The organism is Rhodanobacter sp. Root480, assembly GCF_001426645.1.
In the GTDB taxonomy this organism is placed as follows: Bacteria; Pseudomonadota; Gammaproteobacteria; order Xanthomonadales; family Rhodanobacteraceae; genus Rhodanobacter; species Rhodanobacter ginsenosidimutans.
Window position 1 is genome coordinate 315645 of sequence record NZ_LMEX01000002.1, and the last position, 23610, is coordinate 339254.

At 63.9% G+C, this 23610-nt stretch carries 21 protein-coding genes; 8 read left to right on the plus strand and 13 right to left on the minus strand.

The features are described 5' to 3' along the window. Positions 1 to 76: 76 nt before the first annotated feature. Positions 77 to 1072 (minus strand): tRNA dihydrouridine(20/20a) synthase DusA, encoded by a 996-nt coding sequence (gene dusA / locus ASD22_RS08565; protein ID WP_056081803.1) that lies wholly within the window; start codon positions 1070 to 1072, stop codon positions 77 to 79. A gap of 308 nt (positions 1073 to 1380) precedes the next feature. Here dusA and ASD22_RS08570 point away from each other — a divergent pair, with 308 nt between their 5' ends. The 8 genes from ASD22_RS08570 to ASD22_RS08605 all read left to right on the plus strand — a co-directional run bounded on the left by ASD22_RS08570 (position 1381) and on the right by ASD22_RS08605 (position 10350). Next, positions 1381 to 1917 carry an XrtA/PEP-CTERM system exopolysaccharide export protein gene (locus ASD22_RS08570; protein ID WP_082520192.1) on the plus strand — a complete coding sequence of 179 codons (537 nt, stop codon included), beginning with the start codon at positions 1381 to 1383 and terminating at the stop codon, positions 1915 to 1917. Positions 1918 to 1965: 48 nt separating this feature from the next. After that, positions 1966 to 3495, plus strand: a complete 1530-nt coding sequence (locus ASD22_RS08575) for an XrtA system polysaccharide chain length determinant (RefSeq protein ID WP_235577593.1) — start codon at positions 1966 to 1968, stop codon at positions 3493 to 3495. Beyond that, on the plus strand, positions 3492 to 4286 hold the full coding sequence (locus ASD22_RS08580) for a polysaccharide biosynthesis protein (RefSeq protein WP_056081810.1): 795 nt from the start codon (positions 3492 to 3494) through the stop codon (positions 4284 to 4286). Before ASD22_RS08575 ends, ASD22_RS08580 begins: the two co-directional genes overlap by 4 nt. Positions 4287 to 4445: 159 nt before the next feature. Then, complete coding sequence (locus ASD22_RS08585; protein ID WP_162245068.1) at positions 4446 to 5747, plus strand: outer membrane beta-barrel protein; 1302 nt, start codon at positions 4446 to 4448, stop codon at positions 5745 to 5747. After that, positions 5744 to 6529, plus strand: coding sequence for an alpha/beta fold hydrolase (locus ASD22_RS08590; RefSeq protein WP_056081816.1), 786 nt, complete (start codon positions 5744 to 5746; stop codon positions 6527 to 6529). Before ASD22_RS08585 ends, ASD22_RS08590 begins: the two co-directional genes overlap by 4 nt. After that, entirely contained in the window at positions 6526 to 7380 is an 855-nt protein-coding gene (locus ASD22_RS08595) for an alpha/beta fold hydrolase (RefSeq protein ID WP_056081818.1), read from the plus strand. Before ASD22_RS08590 ends, ASD22_RS08595 begins: the two co-directional genes overlap by 4 nt. A gap of 75 nt (positions 7381 to 7455) precedes the next feature. After that, the gene (locus ASD22_RS08600; protein WP_235577594.1) at positions 7456 to 9195 is read left to right on the plus strand and encodes a hypothetical protein; all 1740 of its coding nucleotides are present in this window, start codon (positions 7456 to 7458) and stop codon (positions 9193 to 9195) included. A gap of 54 nt (positions 9196 to 9249) precedes the next feature. Next, entirely contained in the window at positions 9250 to 10350 is a 1101-nt protein-coding gene (locus ASD22_RS08605) for a hypothetical protein (RefSeq protein ID WP_056081824.1), read from the plus strand. Positions 10351 to 10359: 9 nt separating this feature from the next. Here ASD22_RS08605 and ASD22_RS08610 read toward each other — a convergent pair whose 3' ends face one another. The 12 genes from ASD22_RS08610 to ASD22_RS08665 are packed head-to-tail and all read right to left on the minus strand — an operon-like array spanning position 10360 to position 23593. Then, on the minus strand, positions 10360 to 11157 hold the full coding sequence (locus ASD22_RS08610; protein WP_056081827.1) for a polysaccharide deacetylase family protein: 798 nt from the start codon (positions 11155 to 11157) through the stop codon (positions 10360 to 10362). Beyond that, a complete protein-coding gene (locus ASD22_RS08615; protein WP_235577595.1) occupies positions 11154 to 11951 on the minus strand; it encodes a formyltransferase family protein in 798 nt (265 codons plus the stop codon). Before ASD22_RS08615 ends, ASD22_RS08610 begins: the two co-directional genes overlap by 4 nt. Beyond that, on the minus strand, positions 11948 to 13114 hold the full coding sequence (locus ASD22_RS08620) for a hypothetical protein (RefSeq protein WP_056081830.1): 1167 nt from the start codon (positions 13112 to 13114) through the stop codon (positions 11948 to 11950). The genes ASD22_RS08615 and ASD22_RS08620 overlap by 4 nt, the downstream gene beginning before the upstream one ends. Next, entirely contained in the window at positions 13114 to 14286 is a 1173-nt protein-coding gene (locus ASD22_RS08625) for a glycosyltransferase family 4 protein (RefSeq protein ID WP_056081832.1), read from the minus strand. Before ASD22_RS08625 ends, ASD22_RS08620 begins: the two co-directional genes overlap by 1 nt. Next, positions 14283 to 14918: a polysaccharide deacetylase family protein gene (locus ASD22_RS08630; RefSeq protein WP_056081835.1), complete on the minus strand. Its 636-nt coding sequence runs from the start codon at positions 14916 to 14918 to the stop codon at positions 14283 to 14285. The genes ASD22_RS08625 and ASD22_RS08630 overlap by 4 nt, the downstream gene beginning before the upstream one ends. Next, on the minus strand, positions 14915 to 16087 hold the full coding sequence (locus tag ASD22_RS08635) for a glycosyltransferase family 4 protein (protein WP_056081838.1): 1173 nt from the start codon (positions 16085 to 16087) through the stop codon (positions 14915 to 14917). Before ASD22_RS08635 ends, ASD22_RS08630 begins: the two co-directional genes overlap by 4 nt. 3 nt (positions 16088 to 16090) lie before the next feature. After that, on the minus strand, positions 16091 to 17200 hold the full coding sequence (locus ASD22_RS08640; protein WP_056081840.1) for a glycosyltransferase: 1110 nt from the start codon (positions 17198 to 17200) through the stop codon (positions 16091 to 16093). Continuing rightward, positions 17197 to 18495: a phenylacetate--CoA ligase family protein gene (locus ASD22_RS08645; protein WP_235577596.1), complete on the minus strand. Its 1299-nt coding sequence runs from the start codon at positions 18493 to 18495 to the stop codon at positions 17197 to 17199. Before ASD22_RS08645 ends, ASD22_RS08640 begins: the two co-directional genes overlap by 4 nt. A gap of 59 nt (positions 18496 to 18554) precedes the next feature. Then, entirely contained in the window at positions 18555 to 20105 is a 1551-nt protein-coding gene (locus ASD22_RS08650) for an oligosaccharide flippase family protein (protein ID WP_056081844.1), read from the minus strand. Then, on the minus strand, positions 20102 to 21364 hold the full coding sequence (locus tag ASD22_RS08655) for an O-antigen ligase family protein (RefSeq protein WP_056081847.1): 1263 nt from the start codon (positions 21362 to 21364) through the stop codon (positions 20102 to 20104). The genes ASD22_RS08650 and ASD22_RS08655 overlap by 4 nt, the downstream gene beginning before the upstream one ends. Positions 21365 to 21380: 16 nt before the next feature. Then, positions 21381 to 22466: a polysaccharide deacetylase family protein gene (locus tag ASD22_RS08660; protein WP_235577597.1), complete on the minus strand. Its 1086-nt coding sequence runs from the start codon at positions 22464 to 22466 to the stop codon at positions 21381 to 21383. Then, the gene (locus tag ASD22_RS08665) at positions 22463 to 23593 is read right to left on the minus strand and encodes a glycosyltransferase family 2 protein (RefSeq protein ID WP_056081851.1); all 1131 of its coding nucleotides are present in this window, start codon (positions 23591 to 23593) and stop codon (positions 22463 to 22465) included. Before ASD22_RS08665 ends, ASD22_RS08660 begins: the two co-directional genes overlap by 4 nt. Positions 23594 to 23610: the final 17 nt, after the last annotated feature.

Consider the following 23610-nt stretch of genomic DNA (forward strand, 5'->3'; position numbering starts at 1 on the left):
CACGTTACCTGCCCAATTGTGCAGCCTAGGTAACAAGGCCTGAATAGCGCCCGGCCGGGCGCGTCGACGCCACCCATCAATTGACCTGCAACGCCGCCTGTTCCAGCACGTTCCAGCCCGCCTCCGGCAGGTGCGCGTTCTCGCTGATGACACGGCGAAACCCGCGCGCACCCGGCTCGCCCTGATAAAGCCCCAGCAGGTGCCGGCTGACGTGTTTCAGCGCGGTCCCGCGCGCCAGCTCCGCCTCGATATAAGGCCGCATGTGCCCGAGGATGTCGCTGCGCGAAGGAAGCGTCTGACCGTAAAGCGCCGCCTCGATCTGCGCCAGCAGGTAAGGATCGTGGTACGCCGCCCGACCGAGCATCACGCCATCCACCTGGCGCAGATGCGCCTGCACCTGCTCCAGCGTGACGATGCCGCCATTGATGATCACGATCAGTTGGGGAAACTCGCGCTTCAGCCGGTAGACCCGTTCGTAATCCAGCGGCGGGATGTCGCGGTTCTCCTTCGGCGACAGCCCTTGCAGCCAGGCCTTGCGCGCATGCACCGCCAGCACGCCCACGCCCGCCTCCAGCATGGTTTCGGTGAAATGCTGCAGATCGGCGTAGTCGTCCTGGTCGTCCACGCCGATACGGCATTTCACGGTGACCGGGATGTCCACCTCCTGCTGCATCGCCCGCACGCAATCGCCCACCAGCGCGGGCTCGCGCATCAGGCAGGCGCCGAAGCGCCCCGATTGCACCCGATCGGAGGGGCAGCCGACATTGAGGTTGATCTCGTCGTAACCCGCATCGGCGCCCAGCCGCGCCGCCAGCGCCAGCTCGCGCGGATCGCTGCCGCCCAGCTGCAACGCCAACGGATGTTCCTGCTGGCTGTGCTCCAGCAACCGCAACTGCCCGCCACGCACCAGCGCCGCGCTGGTCACCATCTCGGTATACAAGCGCGCCCGCGGCGACAGCAGGCGGTGGAAATAGCGGCAATGGCGGTCGGTCCAGTCCATCATCGGGGCGATGCAGACGCGCCAGTCGGCGGCGTGGAGAGGCGACGGTTGGGGCAAGGAAACGGCAGACATCCCTACATGTTCGCCGAAAATGGTGCCGCTGTCGCCACATAACGGCGCCTGCGCCGGAAGCGGCCAGCGCACGGCCGGACCGCGTATGGTGGTTCTACGCGATGCGGCTGGGGGAGCGATGTAAACCTTTCCCAAACAGAAGGCATAGATCGTTCAAAGTGTGACGCAATTCACTTGCTTATGTTACCTTTCCCGTTCTCAAACCCACCAATATGGCCGTCATGAAGAGTCTCTGCAGTCTCCTCACGTTGTCTCTCGTCCTGCTGCTTGCCGGATGTGCCTCCACGCGGGGGTCGAACCAGGCTCCGGTGCTCAACCCCGAGGCCCACGCGGTGAGCTCGTACCACATTGGTGTGGACGACCAATTGCAGATTTCCGTGTGGCACAACCCGGACCTCAGCGTCAGCGTGCCGGTGCGTCCGGATGGCAGGATCACGGTGCCGCTGATCGGTGACGTCGAGGCCGGCGGCCATACGCCCGAGGAAGTCGCCGCGGTCATCAAGGAGAAGCTGCAATCCTACGTGCGTGATCCGCAGGTGGCGGTCATCCTCACCCAGCTTCGCAGCCATGAATACCTCTCGCGCGTACGCGTGACGGGCGCCGTGCGTACGCCGGTATCGGTACCTTATCGCCAAGGCATGACCGTGCTGGATGCCGTGCTGGCGGCCGGTGGCACCACCGAGTTCGCCGCGCCGGACCGGACCGAGCTGTATCGTAAAAGCGACGATGCCACCACCAAGGCCTACGCTGTCCACCTTGGTGACATCCTGCAAAAAGGCGCGTTGGACACGAACTACCCGGTGCAACCGGGCGACGTCATCACCGTGCCACAGCGCTCGTTCTGAGCCGGACCGGGGATGCAGGGGATCAACATGAATGAACAACCCACCTCGTTGCAGGCCCTGGTGCCTGTATTGCTGAGCGAGGCACGGCGTCATCGCGTCAGCCTTGGCGTGCTGTTTGCCGTCATTGCGCTGGCCGCCCTGATCGTCGGGGTGCTGTGGCCGAAGAAATACGACGCTTCCGTCACCATCCTGGCGCAGGAAAGCAGCATCATCACGCCGCTGATGGAGGGAGCCGCCACACCCACCGGCACGGCAAACCGTGCCGGCATTGCGCGCGCCGTGATCTTCAGTGCCAAGGTGATGGATGAGATCCTCGTCGCTGGCGGCTGGATGGCAACGCATCCCAGTGCGATCGAGCAGGACCGCATCATCGACGGCATCAAGGGCCGCACGACCATCCGGTTCGGTCGTGACAACCTGATCACCATCAGCTACCACGACGTCGACCCCAAGCGCGCCTACATCGTCACGCGCCAGTTCGGCCAGCTTTTCATCAGCGAAAGCCTGGCATCCAAGCAGCGCGAAAGCCGCGATGCCTACGAATTCATCAATGGCCAGGTCGAGACCTACCGGGAGAAGCTGACCACGGCCGAAAACAAGCTCAAGGAATACAGGGAGGCCAACGTCGATGCCAGGCCCGGCAGCGAAGCCGATACCGCCTCGCGAATCAGCCAGCTGCGCACTCAGGTCGAAAATGCGCACATGGACCTGATGGAGAAGCGGTCGCAGGAGGCGTCCCTGGTGGCCCAGCTTTCAGGTGAATCGGAGATCAGCTCCGTACAGACCGTCGAAGGCGTCTATCACGCCCAACTGGCAGACCTGCAAACCCAGCTCGACAAGCTGTTGATGACCTACACGAGCGAATATCCCGACGTGGTGCGCGTTCGCCACCAGATGCAGGATCTGCGTCAGCAGCTGGCGCAATCCGAACAGCGCAAACAGAGCGCGCGCCTTGCCGGTACGCCCACCACTATCGACAACAACGCGAAATTCAACCCGCTTTATCAGCAATTGAAAAGCCAACTGTCGGCGTTGCGCGGCGACATCGCCGCCACCAACGCCCGCATGGCTGCAAGCCAGACCATGCTGCAGGCCGAACTGGAGCGCAGCAAACGCATTGCCGGCTCCGAGAACGCCACCTCCGAGCTTACCCGCGACTACGACGTCAACCGGGATGTCTACCAGGACCTGTTGAAGCGGCGCGAGAACGCACGGGTTTCGATGAACCTCGACGCCGGCCAGCGCGGCCTTACTTTCGTCGTGCAGAATCCGGCCGTGATGCCGCTGACACCTTCGGGCCTGCGCTTCATGCATTTCGGTCTGGCTGGCATGCTCCTGGCGCTGGCCGCTCCATGCGGCTTGCTTTTCACCATTGCCCGGTTCGATCCACGGGTCCGTTCGGCGGAACAGCTTGAGCGACTGACCGGCCTGACCACGCTGGCGACCGTTCCGTTCTATTCCACGCCGCAGGACCAGCGAAAGGGACGGTTGCAAAACATGGCTGTCGCATTGACCGTGGCTGGCGTCTTTGCCGCCTACGCGATTCTTTTCTGGCTCAAACTGCGGGGGATGGCATGAACGCGAAGAACCGCGGAGCTGCACCGCCCGGAAACGGGGCAGGCACCGAAAGCGACGCCACCGTTGTCGTACCCGCTGGCGCGCTCCCAAACCAGGGTTCGCCCAGCAACTCGATCGCGCTGATGGCCGAGCCGGGTCAGCTTGCACCACAGCAGTTGGGCCAGCGGCGGCTCATCCACCGCGATCCATCGGTGCGCAAACAATCGGACGCGTTTCGCGAGATCCGCACACGTTTGCTGGAGCTGGCGGGTACACAGAATTTCGTGACACTGCTCGTATCGGTAAGCCCGCGATCCGGCAGCAGCTTCGTGGCGCGCAACCTCGCCGCCGCTTTCGCCTTCGATGAAAGCAAGACCAGCTTGCTGATCGACTGCAACCTGCGCTACCCGGAACAGCACAAGGCGCTGGGCGTGGACGCCAACCAGGGCGGATTGATCGACTTCCTCGAACACCCGTCGCCGGGCATCAAGCCCATGATCTACCACACCGGCATTCCGCGGGTGCGGCTGATCCCCGCGGGACAAGCCCGCGAGAACAGCGGCGAATATTTTTCATCGTTCCGGATGCGCGCGGTCATCGATTCGCTGCGCTGCCGCTATCCCGACCGCTACATCTTTCTCGACGGCCCTACGATCAAGGGCTCGCCGGATGCGCGCATCCTGTCCGAATTGGCTGATTTCGTGGTTGTCGTTGCCGGCTATGGCCGCGACACGCCCAAGGCGATCAACCAGGCCGTCGCGCATTTCGACCCGGAGAAGCTGGCCGGCGTCGTATTCAATCACGCGCCCTGAGCGGGCGACGCAAGGGTCGAGGTTGGCGCGCGGTCATCCGTAATCGCGCGCTCGGCGCGAACCGTGAAGTCATCGGCAAATCAGTTTCAACTTAAAAAAAATACGCCGCAATACCGCCATCGACCGTCATCGCACGCTCGTCCACAGGGAGGGATGAACATGTCGACACCCAGCAAGCTGGCCAGCGCCATTGCGCTGACCTTTGCCCTCGCCCCGGGCGCAACCATCGCCGGCCAGCTCGATTACAGCCTGTATGGTGGCGTCGCGCACAGCGACAACATCAACCTGACCACGCATGACCCGATCAGCCAGACCATGCTGATCCCCGGCGTCAATTTCTCCTATAACCAACAGGGCGAGGATCTGCAGGCCAACGTCATCGGCGACGTTGAATACCGGGATTATCTCGGCAACCGGTTCAGGGACCAGACCCAGGTCGAATTGGCCAGCCAGCTCAACTGGAGCGTCCTGCCTGACCGGCTGGATCTCGCAGTGCAGGACTACGCCGGCATCCAGCCGCTGGACACGCTGGCCAGCGATGCACCGGGCAACCAGCAGCAAACCAACGTGTTTGCCGTGGGCCCCATCTACCATTTCCGGCTGGGCAGCACCGTACGCGGCCAGGCCGAGTTGCGCTATATCGACAGCTATGCGGAAAAAACCCGAGAGTTCAATTCCCACCGCAACCAGGGCGCGTTGCGCTTCGCCAAGATTCTGGGGCCGACCAGTCAGCTGTCACTCAACGCTACCGTGCAACAGGTCGATTTCTACAACAACACCGATTCGAACTACGACCGCAACGAGCTGTACGTCCGTTACGTCAGTCAACTGACTTTTTTCGACATCGACGCGGCGCTGGGTGAATCACAGATCAATTACGATCGCGCCGGCGCGCGCACACAGTCGAGTCCGTTGGCACGTGCCACGCTTAGCTGGCGCCCCACTGAAAGCAGCACCTTCTCGGCCAACGTCATCCGGCAGTACTCCGATGCCGCGCAGGACATGATGCTGATGCCGGGTCAGTCGCCGCTCGCCAACACCACGGGCATCAGTACCGGCGACGCCGTGGTCAGTTCCGAGGTCTATCTGGAACGCAGCCTGCAGTTGACCTACGCGTTGCGCACGGAGCGTGTGACGTTCTCGATCAGCCCGAGCTACCGCAAGCTCGGTTACGGCAATGACCCCACCTATGACCAGACCGGGCGCGGCGGCAATATCGCCATCGACTACCGACTGCGCCCGACCATGACGCTTTCGGCCTTTGCCAATGGTGAGCAACTGAAATACCACACCCTTTCCCGACGCGACAAAACCGTCACCTACGGACTGGAACTGGCAGACCAATGGACCCAGCACTGGAGCTGGCGCGCGGCGCTTACGCAGCAACGGCGCACGAGCAACGTGCCTGATCAGGGTTTCCACGAAACCCTGGCCTACGTCGGAATCGTTTTCAAACGATGATTGCGCGGCTCGATGCCGAGCGCCCCCTCTTTTTCGGGGCGGACCAGGGCTTGTTCGGCATCTATCATCCGCCCGTTGCGCCTGCCACGCAGGCTGTCCTGCTGTGTCCACCGCTGGGGCAGGATCACATCCGCAGCCACCGGCTTTATCGCCAACTGGCCAATGCGCTGGCCGCCGCTGGCATGCCGGCGCTGCGTTTTGATTTCCATGGCAGCGGGGATTCGGCCGGCGACAGCACGGACATCCGCTGGGATCGCTGCCTGGCGGACACCACCGCTGCCGCCGCCGAACTGCGGCAACTCAGTGGCTGCGACCGCATCGCGCTCTTTGGCGCGCGCCTCGGCGGAAGCGTCGCCCTTGCCGCCGCCGCAAACGTGAAGCCCGATCGGGTCATCGCCTGGGACCCGGTACTGAACGGCGCTGACTACGTGGCCCGGCTCGATGCACTGCAGGACAGCTTGCGCATCGACACCCGACGCTTCGACCAGGCCAGGACGGCAGAGGCGGCCGCCGGGCAATGGCAGGGTTTCACGATCGATGCACGGCTGCGCCAGCAACTTGCGGAACTTCAGTTGGAACCGCCTTCCACACAAGTGCGCCTGATCGAATCCGCGCTTCCGGTAACGACGTCGGCGGATCGGCAAAGATTGATCGCCAACGGCGCGACGGTCACGACCCTGTCCTCATCCACACCCTGGGAGGAACTGGATCGGCTGGAGATCGCGATCATCTCGCATGAACTCGTTCAATCCGCCAGCGGGCTTTTGCGGGAGGCGACATGACCGAGCAGGCTTTCCGTTTCGGACGCGCGGGACATCTGGTCGGCATTGCCGGACTGCCGTCGGCGGCATCGGCGCAAACTGGCATCATCATGCTCAATGCGGGCCTGGTGCATCGCATCGGTCCCTTCCGGTTGCATGTCGCCATTGCGCGCCGACTGAATGCTTGCGGCTACCCCACGTTGCGCTTCGACCTTTCCACGCTTGGCGACAGTGCCGCCAGCGACGAATCCTTGCCCCGTGCGCAACAGGTCCGCGCCGATGTGGCCGAGGCCATGGACCTCCTGGGCAAACAGGCAGGCTGCACCCGGTTCGTGCTGATCGGGTTGTGCTCAGGCGCGGAGAACGCCCATCTGGTGGCATGCAGCGACCCGCGCGTTGCCGGTGCCATCTTCCTCGATGGCTTTGCCTACCGCACGCCGGGCTTTCTGTTGCGGCACTACCTGCCCAAGCTGGCGAACCCCGTCCGTATCTGGCGCTTCGTGCACCGCCGGCTGCGCCCCTCCGGGCGGATTGCCGCACCGGATTTCGGCGTGGTCGTACCACCGCTGGCACAGGTGCGAGCGGAGCTCGCCGACATGCTGCAGCGCGGGCTCAAACTGTGCTTTGTCTACAGCGGCGGCACCAGCGAGTATTTCAACCATCGCCGCCAATTCCGGGAATGCTACGGTGCCGTGGCTAGCCATCCGGGAACCACCCTCGAATATTTCAAGGCGGCCGACCACACCTACATTCTTGAAGGTGACCGGCGGCAGTTGGTCGATACCATCGAACGCTGGCTCCTCCTCAATCTCCCGCAAGTCACCGCGGGCGGCGGTGCCTGCCCCACAATCAGCACAACGCACTTAACGTAGCCCGAGCCATGTTCTGACTGCGGCAGGGATGCCGCAGTAACGAAAAGCCCCATTCCCCAGACCGGTTGGATCCTCATGTTCCGCACTCTGTCATACGGTTCGACCCGCTGGGTGCCAGCCCTGCTCGCTCTTGTCGCGTGGATGTTCGCCAGTTGCCTCCACGCCACCCAGGTCACGACCCCAGGCAGCAGTGCGCCGGCCATCGCATCCAGCACGGCCGATCGCAGCGTGGTGCAACTGGGGCAAGTGGCCGTAAGCGCCATCGCCGAAGCGGATTCGCGCTGGCAGACGATCACGTTGCATCGCCACGGTGCCGAGGGCAACACCGTCGCGGTCACCCTGGGCATCCCGTTTCCGCCGCACATGCTGCGCGACGCCAGGCGCGTACTCATCCTCGATGAACAAGGCCAGACAATTCCGACTCACGTCGAAGCGACGCTGCACTGGTACGTTGGCGGCGGCGGCATCCGCGCCGTAAAGGTGCAGTTCCGGACCACGCTGGATGGCAACACCCGCACGCTCCGCTTCGCCGTAGGCGATCCAGATGGCAAGACCATTGACGGTTGGGCGTACACCGACGGTCTGATCAAGGATGCCGATGGCGTGCTGGTACCTGCCGTGCTTGCCACCTTGAGCCCCGAGTGGATGTCAGCCTCGCTGATCGCCGGACCACAGCGCCCCGCCGTACCCAAATCCGCCTACGATCGCTATTTCGCCACCCAGTTCCGCTGGGCCGAGGCGCTGCCCCGCGAGAACGGTGCCGCATGGCTGTTCGACCGCCCCACCACGTTGTTCCAGCAATACGTCCGCACCGGCCGCGTGGATTATCTGGCCGCGGCCACGCAAAGCTATCGCTTCTACATGGACCACATCCGACGTCACGGCGCGCCCGGCTGGCCGCTGTGCGGTGGCGGCTGGAGCCTGGGCGAGGTCAATGTCTGCGACCCCAAGTACGTCTATATCGAACCGATCCTGCTTGCGCTCGGGCTCACGGGCGACGACAGCGAGCACGACGCAGACCTGATCCAGCGCATGATGGGTGCATGGGATACCGGCGGCTGGAGCATCCCCGTCGGCCCCTACCTCAAGCCGGATCAGTTGTTTACCGAACGCCAGACCGGGCTCGGCCTGATCGCCGCGGTCAGTGCGTACGAAATCACCGGTGAGAAACGCTATCTGGACGGCATCAAGGATCGCCTGGGCTGGCTCTACCAGCACCAGCAACACAATCCCGATGGCCTCGGCGTTGACGGCTCCTGGCGCAACAGCTGGCAGGTGCATGAAGGCAACGACCACAACCCGGCCACCGACATCCGGGGCTCATCGCCATGGATGACCGAGAACATCATCGACGGCCTGTGGCACGCCTGGCTCGCCACCGGCGACAAGCGCATTCCGGTCATGATCACTGCCTTCGGCCGCTACATGGAGCGCTATGGCTGGATTGACCCGAAAGTGATGAAGGAAGCCGGCGTCGACTGGCGTAACCCGTGCAGCGGGCCGAATGGCCAGATCAGCTGGTACTGGTCGTCTGCCCACGCCACGACGCAACAGTTGGTTGCCGTGCAGAGTTCCGAAGGCTGGTACAGCGACTCGCACAACGTGGAAATGACCTTGCCGGTGGCGGCCGCCCGCTATTTCGAGACTGACCCCGTGCAGCAGAAGGCGCTCGATCGGCGGCTGAAACTGCTGTCCAGTTCGTACGACCTCGACTGCGCCGACGGACGTGCCACGCCGCGACGTTTCAACTGGAACAACCGCGGTGTGGGCGTGGTGCAATGGTTCATGCAGCAGTCCGAGCCAGACGCCGATTGAGCTTTTTCACAGATCAACGCGCGGCAAAACAACCGCCACTTTGCAGAGGTTCGCATGAGCCAGTCGACCAGCGATGACGATCGCCGATCCGCCGGCGCCGCCCCCGCGACCTATACCCAAATCGATGCCAACATTGATCAGGACAGTGCGTTGGCGGTCGATGTCTGGGAGGGGAATCTGGGCTGGACGGGGCGATTCCCGGAAATGTACAAGGCGTTCTATGTCGACTGCCCCATGGGACAACCGATATTGAAGTTACTGCGTTATGAGCCCACACGGGTGGTGGTTGGTACTGCCGGCGTCGGACCACGGCGCATCCTGTGGAAAGGGCGTGAGATACGCGCCGGCGTAGGGGCTCATCTCTGCGTGACGCAGGCGCACCGCTCGGTCAAGCCAGCCCTGTTGTTGTTGCGCTCCTGCGTGGAAGCCGCGCATGGCCACTTTGACGTGGTGTACGGGCTGCCTAGACCCAAGGGCGCAGCGATTTACAAGCTTGGTGGTATCAAGATCGGCGGATACCTGATACGACGCGTAAAAATACTGCGGCATGAAAACTACGCCGCGCGCTTCTTGCCACGTTTACTCGCCATCCCCGCCGGTCGACTGCTCGACCTGATCTGCCGCATCCGCGATCTCGCCCGCCACGCCGGGAAGTCTGCCGCGCCCTCCGCCGAATGGGCTGACACTGTCGACCCGCGCATGGGAGAGCTTTGGGAAAACACAGACCACGGAGACGGCTGGACCACCATCCGCGACACCGAAACGCTGCGTTGGCGTTTCGACCGCCTGCCGTCCACGAAACGTCGCTACCTGCTGCTCGGCAGCGCTCCTGGAGCGACGCTTTCAGCATGGTTCGCATGCGATACCAACCCGCGCGACGCAAGCATTCTCACCGTCAACGACTTCTGGTCCAACAACGGCGTGAATGCCATCGACCCCATCGCTATACGAACGCTGTGTTCCGCCGTGCGCGACGCAGGGTTCCATGCGCTGGAGCTGCGATTCACCGGCTCTGAGCAGGCCCAGAGAAGCTGGACCACAGAGGGATTTGTTGAACGGGGACGACAGCCACTGTACGTACGCTGGCTCAATCCAGACGTTGCCGGCGACCTTGAAGGCCAGCTACACATTACCGACATTGAAGACGACGGATAGTCGCGCGTTTCAGTTTCCTGCAGACGGCCGCGACCTCTCCAGCAACGTGCGCCGCACCCAGCGATAAAGCGGCCGCGCCCAGCGCTTGAGGAGTTTCTTCAAGTTCCACGCCAACCACTGGTGTTGACGCGCCACGCCGCTGCCCAGCGCCAAGTCCAGCGCTCGCTGTGCAGGCATGCCACGCCAAAGCGTATAGCGGCCAAGGATCAGACAACCATCCACGACCTGGGTGCGTACCGTTGGCTCCGAGGTCAGCAGATAACGGATACCGGCGGCCGCCGCCGCTTGTGCCACCTGTCGCGAATAAAATCCGCCGGGTACCGAGGCCACGGTCACTGGCGCGCCCAATAAGGCGGAGAGAATGTCGACGCTCTGCTGCCACTCCCGTTCGAGCTCGGCCATCGAAAGACGCGAGATTTCCGCCGGATGCGTATGCGAATGACTTCCCACCACATGGCCGGCGGAATGCAGCGCCACGACATCCGCTGCGCTGACAAATCCCTGCTGGCCGATCCGTGCCGTGGTGATCAGGAAGTGGCCAATCATGCCCCGCCGGGTCAATGCTGCCGCCACGGCGACGGCGCTCGCGCCACCATCATCGAACGTGAGCAGACCGTTGCCCGCTGCCGCAACAAACGTATCGGTTACTGCCGCAAAGCGTGAACCGCTCGCAGCCAGCGCCTCCAAGTGGGTATCGAACTCAGCCACATCCAGTTTGTAGTGGGCCGCTGCGCCGCCCGGAAAACCGCTGGCATCGGCCTGTCCCCGCTCCACCACGTCGTGGTACATCAGCGCCGGTATCTTCATCGTGCGGCCGCCTTCGCCACAGCGCGGCGCCAGCCCAGGTAACGGGTCAACCATGGCTGTCCCCAGTTGGCGCTGGCTCTGCCACGCGTATCGATCGGTTGCGCCGTACCGGCGGCGATCTCGCCGAAGCGGTCGGCCAGAGCGTCGAGGTTTTCCGACACCACGCGATACTGGATCACGTTGTACGACTCGTGCTTTTCATCGAACGGATAGCTGTAGTGGCCGTAGACCGGGCCGGTGTCGACACCTGCATCGACCTTCAGCAAGGTCATGCCAACCCGGGTCAGGTCGCGCTCCGCCAGGGCCCAGAAGCAACCGTGGGCATTGCGGTATTCCGGACAGATGCCTGGATGCAACACGAAACAGCCCAGCCGAGGCAGGTTGATCAATTTCTTCTTCAGCAACTGCTTGCAACGGGCCAGCATCAGATCGGGGGCGATACCTCGCAGAAACTCCAGCACTTTGGGATCGTTGACGCTGGCAGCCACGATCTGCGGCACCACGGGCGGAGCGCCGTAGCGGCGACACATGTCGGCCAGCGCCTGGCGCATCCATGCATGGTCGTGCGCGGCGATCGCCAGGCGCTGGTAGAAGCGCATCGCCACTACATCCAGAAAGCGCAGCGGTCCGACCCGGCGCAACTCGCGCCGGAAGCGCGCCCGCTTTTGCGCCGCCGTTTCATCCAGCACCACGATGCCCACCAGCTCGGTGAATGACGCCAGCCAGGCGGCCAGGCCTTCGCGGTCGAAGTCGTCGCCGGCATGACAGATCAGCACGCTGCGCACGGGGTTCATCGCGCACCGTGCGGCGGGGGCGGCAGTTCGAAGTCGCGCCAGTCGTTCGGGTTGCCGCTCTTGCCAGCTTCCGCTGCCTTGATGATGTTGTACATCTCGCGCGCGGTCACGTAGTGCAGCACGTGGCGGCTGCCGTCGTTGTAGGCCGTTTCCAGATGGCGATGCATGGTGTGCGCAGCCTCGCCCAGCAAGGTATCCATGTCGCGCTCCTGCGTGCCATGCGTGTGCACCTTGATGAAGATCCATTCCGGCCGACCCTCGACGTGGATGCCGGTGCGCACCCAGTCGTCCACCCGCGCCGGCGTGGGCGGACAGGCGCGGCGCACGTCCGAAGCCTCGATGCGCGGAATCAGGCCGAAGCGCCGTTCACGCCAGTTCAGGCCCAGCGGTCCCTGCACGATCATCAGGTCACCGCTGGGCTTGCCACCGACCCGCACCAACTCGCCGGTGTTGTGCGATTTCGGACGCAGCGGATCGTCGGTGGCGTAATAGATCGCATTGATCATCCGCGTCTGCGTGTCGCTCGGTGCCGACGGCAAGGTGAAATCGGCATAGCAGCCCAGCTCACGCAGCAAGGTCAACTCATTGTTGATGCCGCACCAGCGGCCGTCGGCGCGCGAGTTGTCCAGACTCCAGTTGCCGTGGATGAAACCGAAGCGTAACTGGCCGGTGCGCGGATCGCGGGGCAATGCCCCATGGCGCTCGTGCAGCAGCTTGTTGAAGCGGTCGATGGTGGCGTTGAAGTTTTCGGCGGTGTCGTTGTCGTGATGCAGGTGGATCTCGATCTCGCCGTAACCGTCTGCGCAAAGCTGCGCGAGCTTGTCGAGATGTTCCTCGACGTACTCCTCCTCGGGATAGAAGAAGCTGTGTTGCGGCGGGCGGCCATCCGCATCGCGATGCGCGCCCGCCAGGGCGCGATAGTCGCGGCACCAGCGATCCACCCGCGCGCGCTGGGTGGCCATGTCGACTCGGCCCCAGTTCGGCTCGAAATGGTCGACGAAGCAGAACATCACGTGGACCGGCCCATCGACCGCTGGTGGCCGTTTCCGGCGCAGGTAACTGCCCAGCCATATCTGCATGTTGCGGGCGCGGATCGCCCAGGTCAGCAATGCCACCGCCGCGATCAGCAGCAGCACCAGAAGCGACAGCACGACAGTCCACATCAGCGTGTTACCTCCGCCGGCACCAGCGTCAGCAACTGCTCGGCATTGTTGCGCCACTGGCGCTCGCGGGCGATATAGTCGCGCGCCGCTGCACCGACGCGGCGACGCTCCTCCGATTGGGTGGCAAGATCGAGCACGCGCTGCACGCAGGCGTCAGTCTGGCGGCACGGAAACAGCCAGCCGGTGCGGCCATCGTCGATCACCTCGGCAACCGGCGCATAGTCCGGTGCCACCACGGCCACGCCCATCGCCATCTGTTCGAACAGTTTCATCGGCGAACCGTACTGGTTGGAGTCGGGCAACACGGCGTAATCCATGCAGGCAATCCAGCTGGCGATTTCGTCATGCGCGACACGACCGGGCAACAGCACGCGATCGCTCAACCCACGGTTGGCCACCAGCTCGCGCACCGCCGGCAAGGTACGCCCATCGCCCACCAGCACCAATGCCAGCTGCGGCGCTTCGTCCAGGCGCTGCGAGATGGCATCGACAAAACCATCGACGCCATGCCAGCGCGCGAACACGCCAATATGGCCGCACACCACCCGCCCGGCCAGGCCGCGCTGCTCGCGCAGTTGCTCGCGGTCGAAACGGCTCGGGTCGAAACGCGCCAGGTCCGCCGCATTGGGCGAGACCACTGATGGCGCGATTTGCTGATAGGCCGCCTCGGCCTGGTCGCGGAAGTAGCTGGAGATGAAAACCAGTCCGGTGCAATGACGCAGGCACCAGCTTTCGATGCGCCGCGCAAGGCGTTTCAGCCGCAATGGACGTACGCGTTCCACCAGGGCCGAATCGTTTATCTCGAGCACCACGGGAATACCGTGGCGCCGCGCCAGCCAGATCGTGGCGCACAGGAACAGCGAATAGCGCTCGTAGATCAACTGCGGTCGCAGGCGGCGTATGGCTGCGGCCATGCGAAACAGGGTGACCACGTTGTAGGCCAGTTCCATGAACTCGAACAGCACGCCAGGCAACTTCGCCACGGCACCGGCCAGGCGCCCCTTGCCGGCCGACGCCTGCGCCGCCGGGGCAGGCTCATGTTCGGGATCGGCGCCGGGAAACGACATCACCGTGACCTGGTGGCCCAGCTCGCGCAACGCGTTGACGATGCCGCGGATATGTACGCCCTCGACATGCCTGCCGCGGGTTCGGTGGTGGTAGAGAATTCTCATGAGGCTTCCGGAAGCAGGGCCTGGAACGCGTGGCCTTCGGCACACCATTGCGGCAACAGCATGGCCAGTGCGTCACCGGCCAATGCACTGTCATCGTGCATCAATACGATGTCGCCGGCCTGCGGCGGCCGACGCCGCAACTGGTCGGCAAGTTCCATCGGCGACTGGCCGCGATAATCCATGCTGTCATAGGACCAGTAGGCAATGCTGCGGCCGCGACGGGCGAGGTGCAGGAACAGCGGCAGGGGCAGGACGCCTTGCGGCGGCCGCACGCGGTGTCGCGGTTGATGGTCGAAACCGGCCAGCAATGCATCCGTCCGCTCCAGCTCCGCCACCTGCTCGCGCAGGGGCAACCGTCCGAAGCGGTTGTGGCTCCAGGAGTGATTGCCCAGCAGGTGCCCCTCGGCCACGATCCGCTCGACCACGGCGGGGTACCGCTCCGCCCGATCACCCACCACGAAAAAACTTGCCCGGATGTCGTGCGCGGCCAGCAGGTCCAGCAGGCGCGGCGTGTGCTCGGGGTGCGGGCCATCGTCGAAGCTGAGAAACCGCGCATGGCCAGGGCCATGCGTCTGCACCAGCGTATCCGGCAGCAGGCTCAACAGATGTTGTTTTTTCAGTTTGAAGTTCATGCGGCCGAATCGATGCAAGGGGGATGGGCGGCTGCCTGCAGAATGCCGCTCAGCCGAGCCACATTATCGTCCCAACGAAAACCGCTCGCGTGCGCGGCGATCCGGCCACTGTCCCATTCGCAGGCAACGGCTTCCACCAGCGCCGCGGACAAGGCGGCCGGTTCCTGCGGCGGCACCAACAACCCGGCGTATTCGGGAACCACTTCGGGGATGCCGCCCACGCGGGTGGCCACCACGGGGATGCCGCAGGCCATCGCTTCCAGGATCACGTTCGGCACGCCTTCGTTGTGGCTGGGCAGGCACAGCAGGTCGGCCGCGCGAAACCAGCCGCCCAACGCCGCGTGCGCCACGGCACCGGCCAGCGATACGCGATCCGAACAGCCCAGCGCCGCCGCGCGTTCCAGCAGCGCAGGGCTGCACGGGCCGGCACCGACATAGATCAGCCGCGCCTGGGGCTGTTTGGCCAGCAAAGCGGGAAACGCCTCCAGCAGATCCAGGCAGCCCTTGCTGGACTTCAAGTTGCCCACGTAGAGCAGCAGCGGCTCTTGCGACGAAAGGCCCAAACGCGCGCGGGCCTCGCCGCGCGAACCGGGTGAGAAACGATCGCTGTCGACGCCGTTGTAGATGACGTGCACGCGATCGGGCGCCGCGCCGATCGCCAGCGCCTTTTCGGCCAACGCGCGGCTCACCGCCACCACCGCGCCCGCGCCGCGCAAGGCGGAACGAATCTGCCGGCGGCGCAGCGGATAGCTGGCCTGTACGTTGAGGTCGCTGCCGTGCACCTTCACGACATACGGAATGCGCAATCGCCGCGCCAGCCAGCCTGTTGCGGCGGCATCGGGATAGGCCCAGCTGACCAGGATGCAATCGTAGCCGGCCGCGCGGAGACGGCGTCCACGCTGCAGCCATAGCGACAGCAACCAGGTCATGGCATGCAGCGAGCGGCCGAAGCGCGGCGGATAGAAGAACGTGAAGTGATCCGTGCGCAAACCGTCTACGCTGACCTCACCACGCGCGCCGCGCAGGCGCTCGCGGAAATCCACCGCGGTGAGCACGTCGATATCGTGATGCTGGCCCAGCCGCTCGAATTGCTGGCGATTGAATGCACCGCGCAACGGGTCCCACGGCGTCGGAAACAGGTTGGTGAGGATCAGTATCTTCAATCGCATGGCTCAGCTCACCGATGCCTGATACAGATCGGCATAACGCGCCGCCATGTTCTCCAGCGAACCATGCGCCTCCACCCACGTTCGCGCCGCTTGTGCCACGGCGTCAGCCCGTGCCGGCTGTGCCAGCAGCTCCAGCATTCCCTCAGCCAGCGCCGCCGCGTTGCCGGCCGGTACCAGCCTGCCTGTTTCCCCATCACGAATGATTTCGCCGTTGCCGCCGACATCGGTGGCCACGATCGGCAACGCCACGGCGCAGGCTTCCAGCAAGGCCATCGAATAGCCTTCGCTCACCGACGACAGCACGAACAGGTCAAGCCCCTGCAGCAGCTCACGGACATCATTGCGATCGCCGAGAAAATGCACGCTGTCCGCCACTCCCTCGTCGCGCGCGGTTTGCTGCAGGGCGTCGCGCAACTCGCCGTCCCCGATCAATACCAGCACCGTGTCAGGCTGCTGTTCCCGCAGCAGGCGGAACGCGCGAATCATGCTGGCCTGATCCTTCGCCCAGTTCAGCCGGCCCACCGTGCCGATCACGCGAGTGGTGGAAGCGACACCGAGCAGTTGGCGCAATGACCGGCGCATGGCTTCCGATGCCTGGCGGAAGGACGCCAGCGGAATACCGTTGGGTACCACCCTGGCCTTTTCCCGCGGGACGATGCCGCGCTGGATGGCGTCGACGCGCGCCGCCTCGCACACGGTGACGACGGCATCCGTGCGCACCAGCGCGCGCCGGTAGAACCACTCGCGTCGCGCCGCCCGCCGGTTGCCACCCATGCCGTGGCGGGTATTGATGATCCGCCGCAAACCGAGCCCGCAGGTCGCCAGCACCGCCTGGTAATGGGCGACCGCGTTGTGGGTGTGCAGTACGTCGGTGGCGTGTTCGCTTATGCGGCGCCGCGCACGCGCCAGCGCGCGCAGATCCACACCCTGCCGCTTGCCGCAGGCATGCACCGGAATCTCCAGCGCCGCCAGTTCGTGCGCCAGCGTGCCCTCTTCGTACAGGCACACCACCTGGCAACGGTGCCCCTGCCGGTGCTGGATCTTGACCAGTTCCAGAACCATGCGCTCCAGCCCGCCACGATTCAGGTTTTCCACGAAGTGGGTGATGTTCACGACGATAGCTCGGACACGGTGACACGCAGCTTGCCACTGGGCGTCAGTGGAATGTCCTCGACGAAGCGGCAATCCAGCGCGACGCTGTCACCCAGTACCTTGGCGACCTCATGGCGGATGTAGGCCAGCGAGGCCTCATCGAAATCCGCCCCGCGCACGATGGCCAGGTCCAACCGGTCCAGTTGGCGCTGCACCAACTGGAAACGCTGCACGCCCGGCACGTCCTTCAGCATGTGCGGGAAAAATTCGCCAGGCAGCACGTGGCCCGACGGGGTGCGGATGGCGTCCAGCACGCGCCCTTCGACCCGGCTCAGCAGCGGCAGACCACGACCACAGCTGCAGGCCTCGGTGGCCGCCGTGGCCATATCGCCGTTGGCATAGCGCAGGAACGGCATGCCGTAGTTGAACAGGTCGGTGATCACCACCTCACCCGTGTGCGTATCCGGCGGTGCGTGCCGCGGTTTGTGCAGCTCAACCACCAGGTGATCGGCGTTTACATGCAGGCCGTGGCGCTTTTCGCACTCCGCGGCAATCAGCATGAATTCACGGCAGCCATAGGTATTGAAGGCCGGCGCGCCGAACGCCTGCTCTATGATTTCGCGCTGGAACTCATGCAGCGCCTCGGCCGCGCCGATGATGCCTTGCGGCCGCCAGATGCGACGCTTGTTGGCGATCAACCACTGCGCCAGCCGCACCAGCGGGCCCACATACGCGACGATGATTTCCGGGCGATAGCGATCGATGGCGTCGGCGTACTCGGCCATGTTGGCCTCGGTCATGTGGAAACTGTTCAGCACATGCCGCGCGAAAAGCCGGTTGTAGATGGCATCCTTCAACTGGTGCGTGCGGGTCGGCTCGCCCACCGCGCCGCCCCACAGAAACAGCGTGCGCCGGCCCATGCGCGATCCAGCCCACTCATAGCCACGCCACATCACCGCCGTGCGCCGGTCGTTGCTCTCGCGCGTGTAGCCGAAACGCATCGGCTCTCCGGTGGAACCACCGGTGGCCTTGGTCAGCAGGCGACCGCGCCAGGAGTCGGCCTGCAATTCGTCGAAGTTGGCGCGGATGTCCGCCTTGGTCAGCAACGGCAGCTTCGCGTAGTCATCGAGGTTGCGTATATCCGCCGGCACCACGCCCAGTTCGCGCCAGCGACGCTGGTAATAAGGCACTTCGCGATGGCAATGCTCAAGCAATCGCTTCAGGCGCTGCCACTGCAACGCGGCGATCTGCTCCGGCACCAGCCACTGGTCACGCTGATAGTCGGCCAGCCAGGTGAGCGTGTGGCGTCGTCGCAAGCCGCTTTCGTAGGCTGGAAACAATACACGCCGAAATGCCGTTTCATACCAACCGCTCATCATGAATGCCTCGCTGCACGCGCACCGGCCCAGCCCAGAAACTGCCCCAGCATGCGCGGATGGCCGCCTGCAAAACGCAGATGCAGCCCCTGCAACTGGCCGATGTCATCCTTGCTCCAGCATCCCAGCACCAGGGTCAGGCACAGATACGTGACCGATACCAGCACCCCGCCCAACAGCAAGGTCCACAACGGCAGCAGATGCAAACCGAGCACGGGGAGGGCAACCAGTGCCGCGCCCAGCCCCGAGAGAATGATGCGCAGCAAGCGTCCCCACTGCAGTCCCGTTCCACCCACCCGCACGCCGATGGCGACATACGCGGTCGAGCCGATCAGGGTTCCCGAAAGGATGGCGGCCACTGCGCCGTACAACCCGAAATGCCGGATCAACACGACATCCAGGATGACTTTCATCAATCCGAAAATGATCGTGAGTATCAGGATGGTCTGTTGCCGGTCGGCACTGATCAGGAGGCTGCTTGCTCCCTGGGTCGCCGTGCCCACGCCGCCGGAAAAAATGAGCAGCGCGAATACCGGGGCCGCAGCGGCGTAGGAACTGCCATACAGCAAGGCGATCACCGGGCCGGCGAAACACATGCCGAAGGTCACCACCGGAACCGCCAGCAGCACAAGGTAGGACGTCACCATCGCGAAACGCCGGCCGGCCACGGCCTGCCCCTGGCTCAACGCCTTGGCCATCATCGGCAACAACAAGGCACCGAACACGCCAGGCACCAGCAGGATGATGCCCGAAGCGAGCTGATAGGCCACCTTGAAATAGCCGGCCGACCTGGCGCTGTCGTACATGTTCAGGAACAGGATTTCCACGTCGCTGGCGATCAGGAAGCTGATGACGACCGTGGCCGAGACGATGCGCAAATGTCGGCGCATGCGTTGCACCAGCGCCGCCGGTAGCGCGGCAAGCTTTGGAAGCATGGCCATCACGCGTCGGGCCTGGACATGCGAAACCGCCAGGAAAACCACGCTGGAGACGGCATACACCACCACAAACAGGAAAATGTCCCCCTTCATCAGCATCGCGATGACAACCATGACCAGGTTCAACGGCGCCGCCACCAAGGCCACCTTGGCCGTCGCGTCGAACGCCTCGAAACCCTTGGCCACCGCGATGTTGAACATGTAGGACGCGCGCATCACCATCGCGCCCAGCAGCAGCACGAACTCAAGCCGCTTGATCGGGATGGGAAAACGGCTACCCATGGAGAAATACAGCACCACCCCGATGCCCACCGCCGCGAGCATGTGCATGCGTTGAACGCGGCGCAGGCGCCGGATTACGGGCACGATCAACTCGTCCTGGCCACTACCGCGCAGTTCGGCGACGAACTTGATCACGCCGGTGGTGATGCCCGAGTTGGTGATGACCATGCCCACCGAGACAAACCACATGAACAAGCCATAGACACCGTAGAACTCGGGGCCGAGATGGCGGGCGATCATGATCGCCGCGAGCATGCCAAGGGCATACTCCGTGTAGATCCCGACCGAGGAAAACACCGTATTGCGTAAGGTCAGCGCGCGATTGCTCATGAGGTGTGCATCAACACTTCGACGATGACGAACAACGCGAAGATGCTGCCCAGGGCTATCGGTATCCAGCGCCACCAGCCCTCGGCCAGGCTGAAGGAAGGTAGCGACGGGTAGCGTTTGCGCACGCCGACGTAATAGCCCACCAGCACCGCGATCAGCAGGTACATCACCACCGTATAGCTGCGACTGAGAAAGAAGGCGGCGGCAAACAGGCCCAACTGCGACAGCAACAAAGTCAGGGCCAGCTTGCGTTCGTCCGCCCACGCGCCCACGACACCCTCGGCCGCGGGCTGCGGCGGGCTCCGCAATACCTTCAACATCATCCAGAAGCCGTAGCCCACGAAGGCAAGCCAGGTGATGAAACCGAAGAAGCCGGTTTCGGCCAGCACCAGCACAAACGAGTTATGGGCGGTGAGGTAGTTGTATTCGGTGAAGTTGCCCGCGCCCACACCGAACAGCGGATGCGAAAGGAACATGTGCAAGCCTTCGTACCACGCGTCAACGCGACCGGCAGCCGACGACTCGTCGGCGTCCAGCTCCTGCATGCGCGATGACAGCAGCTGCATGGCGACCAGGCCGACACTGCCAAGGATTCCGGCGGTCACGATGCCGCGCTTGTACCAGACATACGCACCACCGATCGCCAGCACCGCAAGAAAGGCGCCGCGCGAATTGGTGAGGTAAACCCCGTAAAGCAACAACCCCGCGGCAGCCAGCCAGAAGATCCGGCGCAGAAAGCCACCCCGGCCGCTGAGAAAACAGGCCATCGGCAACACCGCGGCGAACAGCAGCCCCAGGTCGTTCGGGTCGTTGAAGATGCCCACGTACTGGATGCGACCGTCCTCGGCCATGCCCACGCCGGTCCAGCCGATACCGTTCAGCGACTGGTCCACGCCGTGCACGGCCAGCACGCACGCACACAGGACGAATACCGCGAACGTCGTCGCAATGCGGCGTGGACTGTTGGCCGTCACCGTGGCCAGTACGAAGAACGCGATCATGGTGGGGCCAAAGGCGGCCAGCACCTCCAGCGCACCGCCAACCCAGCCGGCGGCCACCTGCGACATCATCAATGCCAGCAGGAAAATGGGCAGGATAAAGAACTGAGGCGCGGCAAACGTCTTGGCCGACGACAGCAGCCAGCTGAAAAACGCCAGCAACAGCACCCCCGAAAGTATCGGCAGGCCGGTTAGCCCCGGCATGTAATCCTGCGGACGAACGATGGTCAACGCGAGATAAAGAAGAATGAAAATGAGCATGCAACAGCGAGCCTGATCAGGTAATGCGGCTGACGGTGGGATAACTCATCAGTTCCGGTAACGTCAGCATGGATGCGAACCAGCCCGCGCTCATCTCGCGCTCGACCGGCAAGCGGTACAAGGCGTAGCGGTTCGCCGATGGCATGGGGTTGGTGCCGCTGATATAGCTGCAGCCGGCGCGATAACCCGCTGCAATGGTGGCCTGCACGACGCGTTCGTCGAACGCCGCATCGCCGCCCACCGGATAGGAAATAAGCGTCGCAGCCCCGCCGAGCTCGCGCTCCAGCGTCGCCTTCGAATCGCGCAGCTCACTCTCGAGTTCGCTCTGCGGCAACTTCGCCAGCATCCGGTGATTGACGCCGTGCGAGCCGATCTCGAAACCGGCCGCGTGCATTTCGCGCAACTGATCCCAGTTCATCGGTTGGCAGGCGGGGTGCACGCCCTTCATGGGCACATCCAGGTCGGCGGCGAGCCGGGCCAGCAAGGCCGACTGGGTCACGGCCTGGAGCGTCTTCAATCGATTCAGCATCTCGCCGGCGAGCTGGCGCCGGCCGATGCGCTCTTCCGGCAGAGGCAAGTCCAGACCAAGCTCGGGGATCTGCAGGTGGCTTGCTGTTGTGCGCAAGACCATGTGCACCAGCCAGTCGTAGTCATAGGGGCGGCCGCTATCGATGTGCCCGGTCGACACGAAGAAGGTGGCCGGCAGGCCCAGTTCGCGCAATATGGGGTACGCGACATGGTAGTTGTCGTCGTAACCGTCATCAAAAGTCACCACCACGGCCCCGGCCGGCAGGCCCTGCCCCGCTTCCATGGCCGTCACCACGTCCCCGAGGCGCATGGGGACGAATCGCTGCTTCAGCAGCAGCATTTGTTCACGGAACTGTTCGGCCGAGGCACTGACAAGATCGAGGTCGAAATCGAACGTGCGCGCATCGGCCACCGTCACCACCCGGTGGTAGGCCAGAATGCGCAGGTCGCGGTACTTCCAGGCGCGCATCCGTTGCAGCACATGCAGCAGGCCACTGCTGTGACAGAGCTCCCCCAGCCGGCCTCGAATACCCGGCGAGTGAACCCTTTCATCCTTTTCTTCCGTGCGGTTCACCACAGGTGCAACCTCCGATTCCGGACGAAAGCGACGAGTGCCTGCGCGGCGAACAGATTGAGATAGAAGAAAGCCCCAAGCAGGCGAATCGGTGCCAGTTTCCCCAACGTCGGCCTCAGCTTTCCTGCCACGACCAAGGCCATGCCCACGGCCAGCAGCAGCACGGCTGCAGCGTAGATTACATGGCGCGATGCCAGCGCGGCGGAACTCAACGCAAACAACAGCAGCAACCAAGGCGCCAGCAATCGCAGCAGCTTGTGGCTGACGAAGCGGAACCACAGCGGATTGCGCGCTGGCGACAGCAACCAGGGTGCAAGCTGGATCAACTGGTAGTTGCCGGCCAGGGTGCGGATCTTGCGTTTCTGCTCCTGTGCCGGGTGTTGCGAGGGGCGATCCCAGGCCAGGGCCAGCGGTTCGAACACCACGCGCTTGCCAGCCGCAACCACCTGCATCGGCACCAGCACATCGTCGAGCACAGTGCCCGCAGGCAGTGACCGGAACAGATCGCGACGCATTGCATACAGCGCCCCGCTGACGCCGACGGTCGAGCCCCCGCGGCTTTCGGCATGACGGATCAGCTTTTCATAGCGCCAGTAGGCATCGACACCTCGCGCAAAGCCGGTTTGCGCATCCTCCAGCTGGAGTTCACCACTGACGGCACCCACCGACTCGTCACCAAGGTTGGCGGCCAGTTCGCGCAGCGCCACCGGCGCCAGTCGCTGGCGAATGTCCGTCAGCAAAAGCACCTCGCCAGTGGCGACGGCGATGCCATCGTTGAGGCAGGCGGCCTTGCCCCGACGTTCGGCAAACTCCAGCACGCGCAGGCGCGGGTCGCCAAACCGCCGGCAGCGTTCCGCCGTGTCGTCACCGCAGCCATCGCAAACGATCACGATGTCCAGCAGCTGCGAGGGATAGTCCAGCGCGTTGAGATTGGCCAGCTTGGCATCGACCTCGCCAGCACCATCGTGAACGGCGATGACAATCGTCACGCTCGGCGTGATGTCCCGCTTGCGCACGGGTCGCGGCATCAGGCTCGCCATCAGCCACATGCATATCGGGTAGCCCGCAAAGACATGCACGAGCAGCAGGGCGCTGCCCCAGAACGCAAGTTCCAATGCGCTGGTCATGGCATAGGTTTCCGGCG

What these genes read in the sequence shown, in the direction of transcription:
- ASD22_RS08635 (WP_056081838.1), bottom strand. Translation starts at nt 16,087, where the DNA reads ATGCGATTGAAGATACTGATCCTCACCAACCTGTTTCCGACGCCGTGG.
- ASD22_RS08625 (WP_056081832.1), bottom strand. Translation starts at nt 14,286, where the DNA reads ATGAGAATTCTCTACCACCACCGAACCCGCGGCAGGCATGTCGAGGGC.
- ASD22_RS08610 (WP_056081827.1), bottom strand. Translation starts at nt 11,157, where the DNA reads ATGAAGATACCGGCGCTGATGTACCACGACGTGGTGGAGCGGGGACAG.
- ASD22_RS08580 (WP_056081810.1), top strand. Translation starts at nt 3,492, where the DNA reads ATGAACGCGAAGAACCGCGGAGCTGCACCGCCCGGAAACGGGGCAGGC.
- ASD22_RS08595 (WP_056081818.1), top strand. Translation starts at nt 6,526, where the DNA reads ATGACCGAGCAGGCTTTCCGTTTCGGACGCGCGGGACATCTGGTCGGC.
- ASD22_RS08630 (WP_056081835.1), bottom strand. Translation starts at nt 14,918, where the DNA reads ATGAACTTCAAACTGAAAAAACAACATCTGTTGAGCCTGCTGCCGGAT.
- ASD22_RS08665 (WP_056081851.1), bottom strand. Translation starts at nt 23,593, where the DNA reads ATGACCAGCGCATTGGAACTTGCGTTCTGGGGCAGCGCCCTGCTGCTC.
- ASD22_RS08605 (WP_056081824.1), top strand. Translation starts at nt 9,250, where the DNA reads ATGAGCCAGTCGACCAGCGATGACGATCGCCGATCCGCCGGCGCCGCC.
- ASD22_RS08600 (WP_235577594.1), top strand. Translation starts at nt 7,456, where the DNA reads ATGTTCCGCACTCTGTCATACGGTTCGACCCGCTGGGTGCCAGCCCTG.
- ASD22_RS08585 (WP_162245068.1), top strand. Translation starts at nt 4,446, where the DNA reads ATGTCGACACCCAGCAAGCTGGCCAGCGCCATTGCGCTGACCTTTGCC.
- ASD22_RS08650 (WP_056081844.1), bottom strand. Translation starts at nt 20,105, where the DNA reads ATGAGCAATCGCGCGCTGACCTTACGCAATACGGTGTTTTCCTCGGTC.
- ASD22_RS08620 (WP_056081830.1), bottom strand. Translation starts at nt 13,114, where the DNA reads ATGTGGACTGTCGTGCTGTCGCTTCTGGTGCTGCTGCTGATCGCGGCG.
- ASD22_RS08590 (WP_056081816.1), top strand. Translation starts at nt 5,744, where the DNA reads ATGATTGCGCGGCTCGATGCCGAGCGCCCCCTCTTTTTCGGGGCGGAC.
- ASD22_RS08655 (WP_056081847.1), bottom strand. Translation starts at nt 21,364, where the DNA reads ATGCTCATTTTCATTCTTCTTTATCTCGCGTTGACCATCGTTCGTCCG.
- ASD22_RS08615 (WP_235577595.1), bottom strand. Translation starts at nt 11,951, where the DNA reads ATGAACCCCGTGCGCAGCGTGCTGATCTGTCATGCCGGCGACGACTTC.
- dusA (WP_056081803.1), bottom strand. Translation starts at nt 1,072, where the DNA reads ATGTCTGCCGTTTCCTTGCCCCAACCGTCGCCTCTCCACGCCGCCGAC.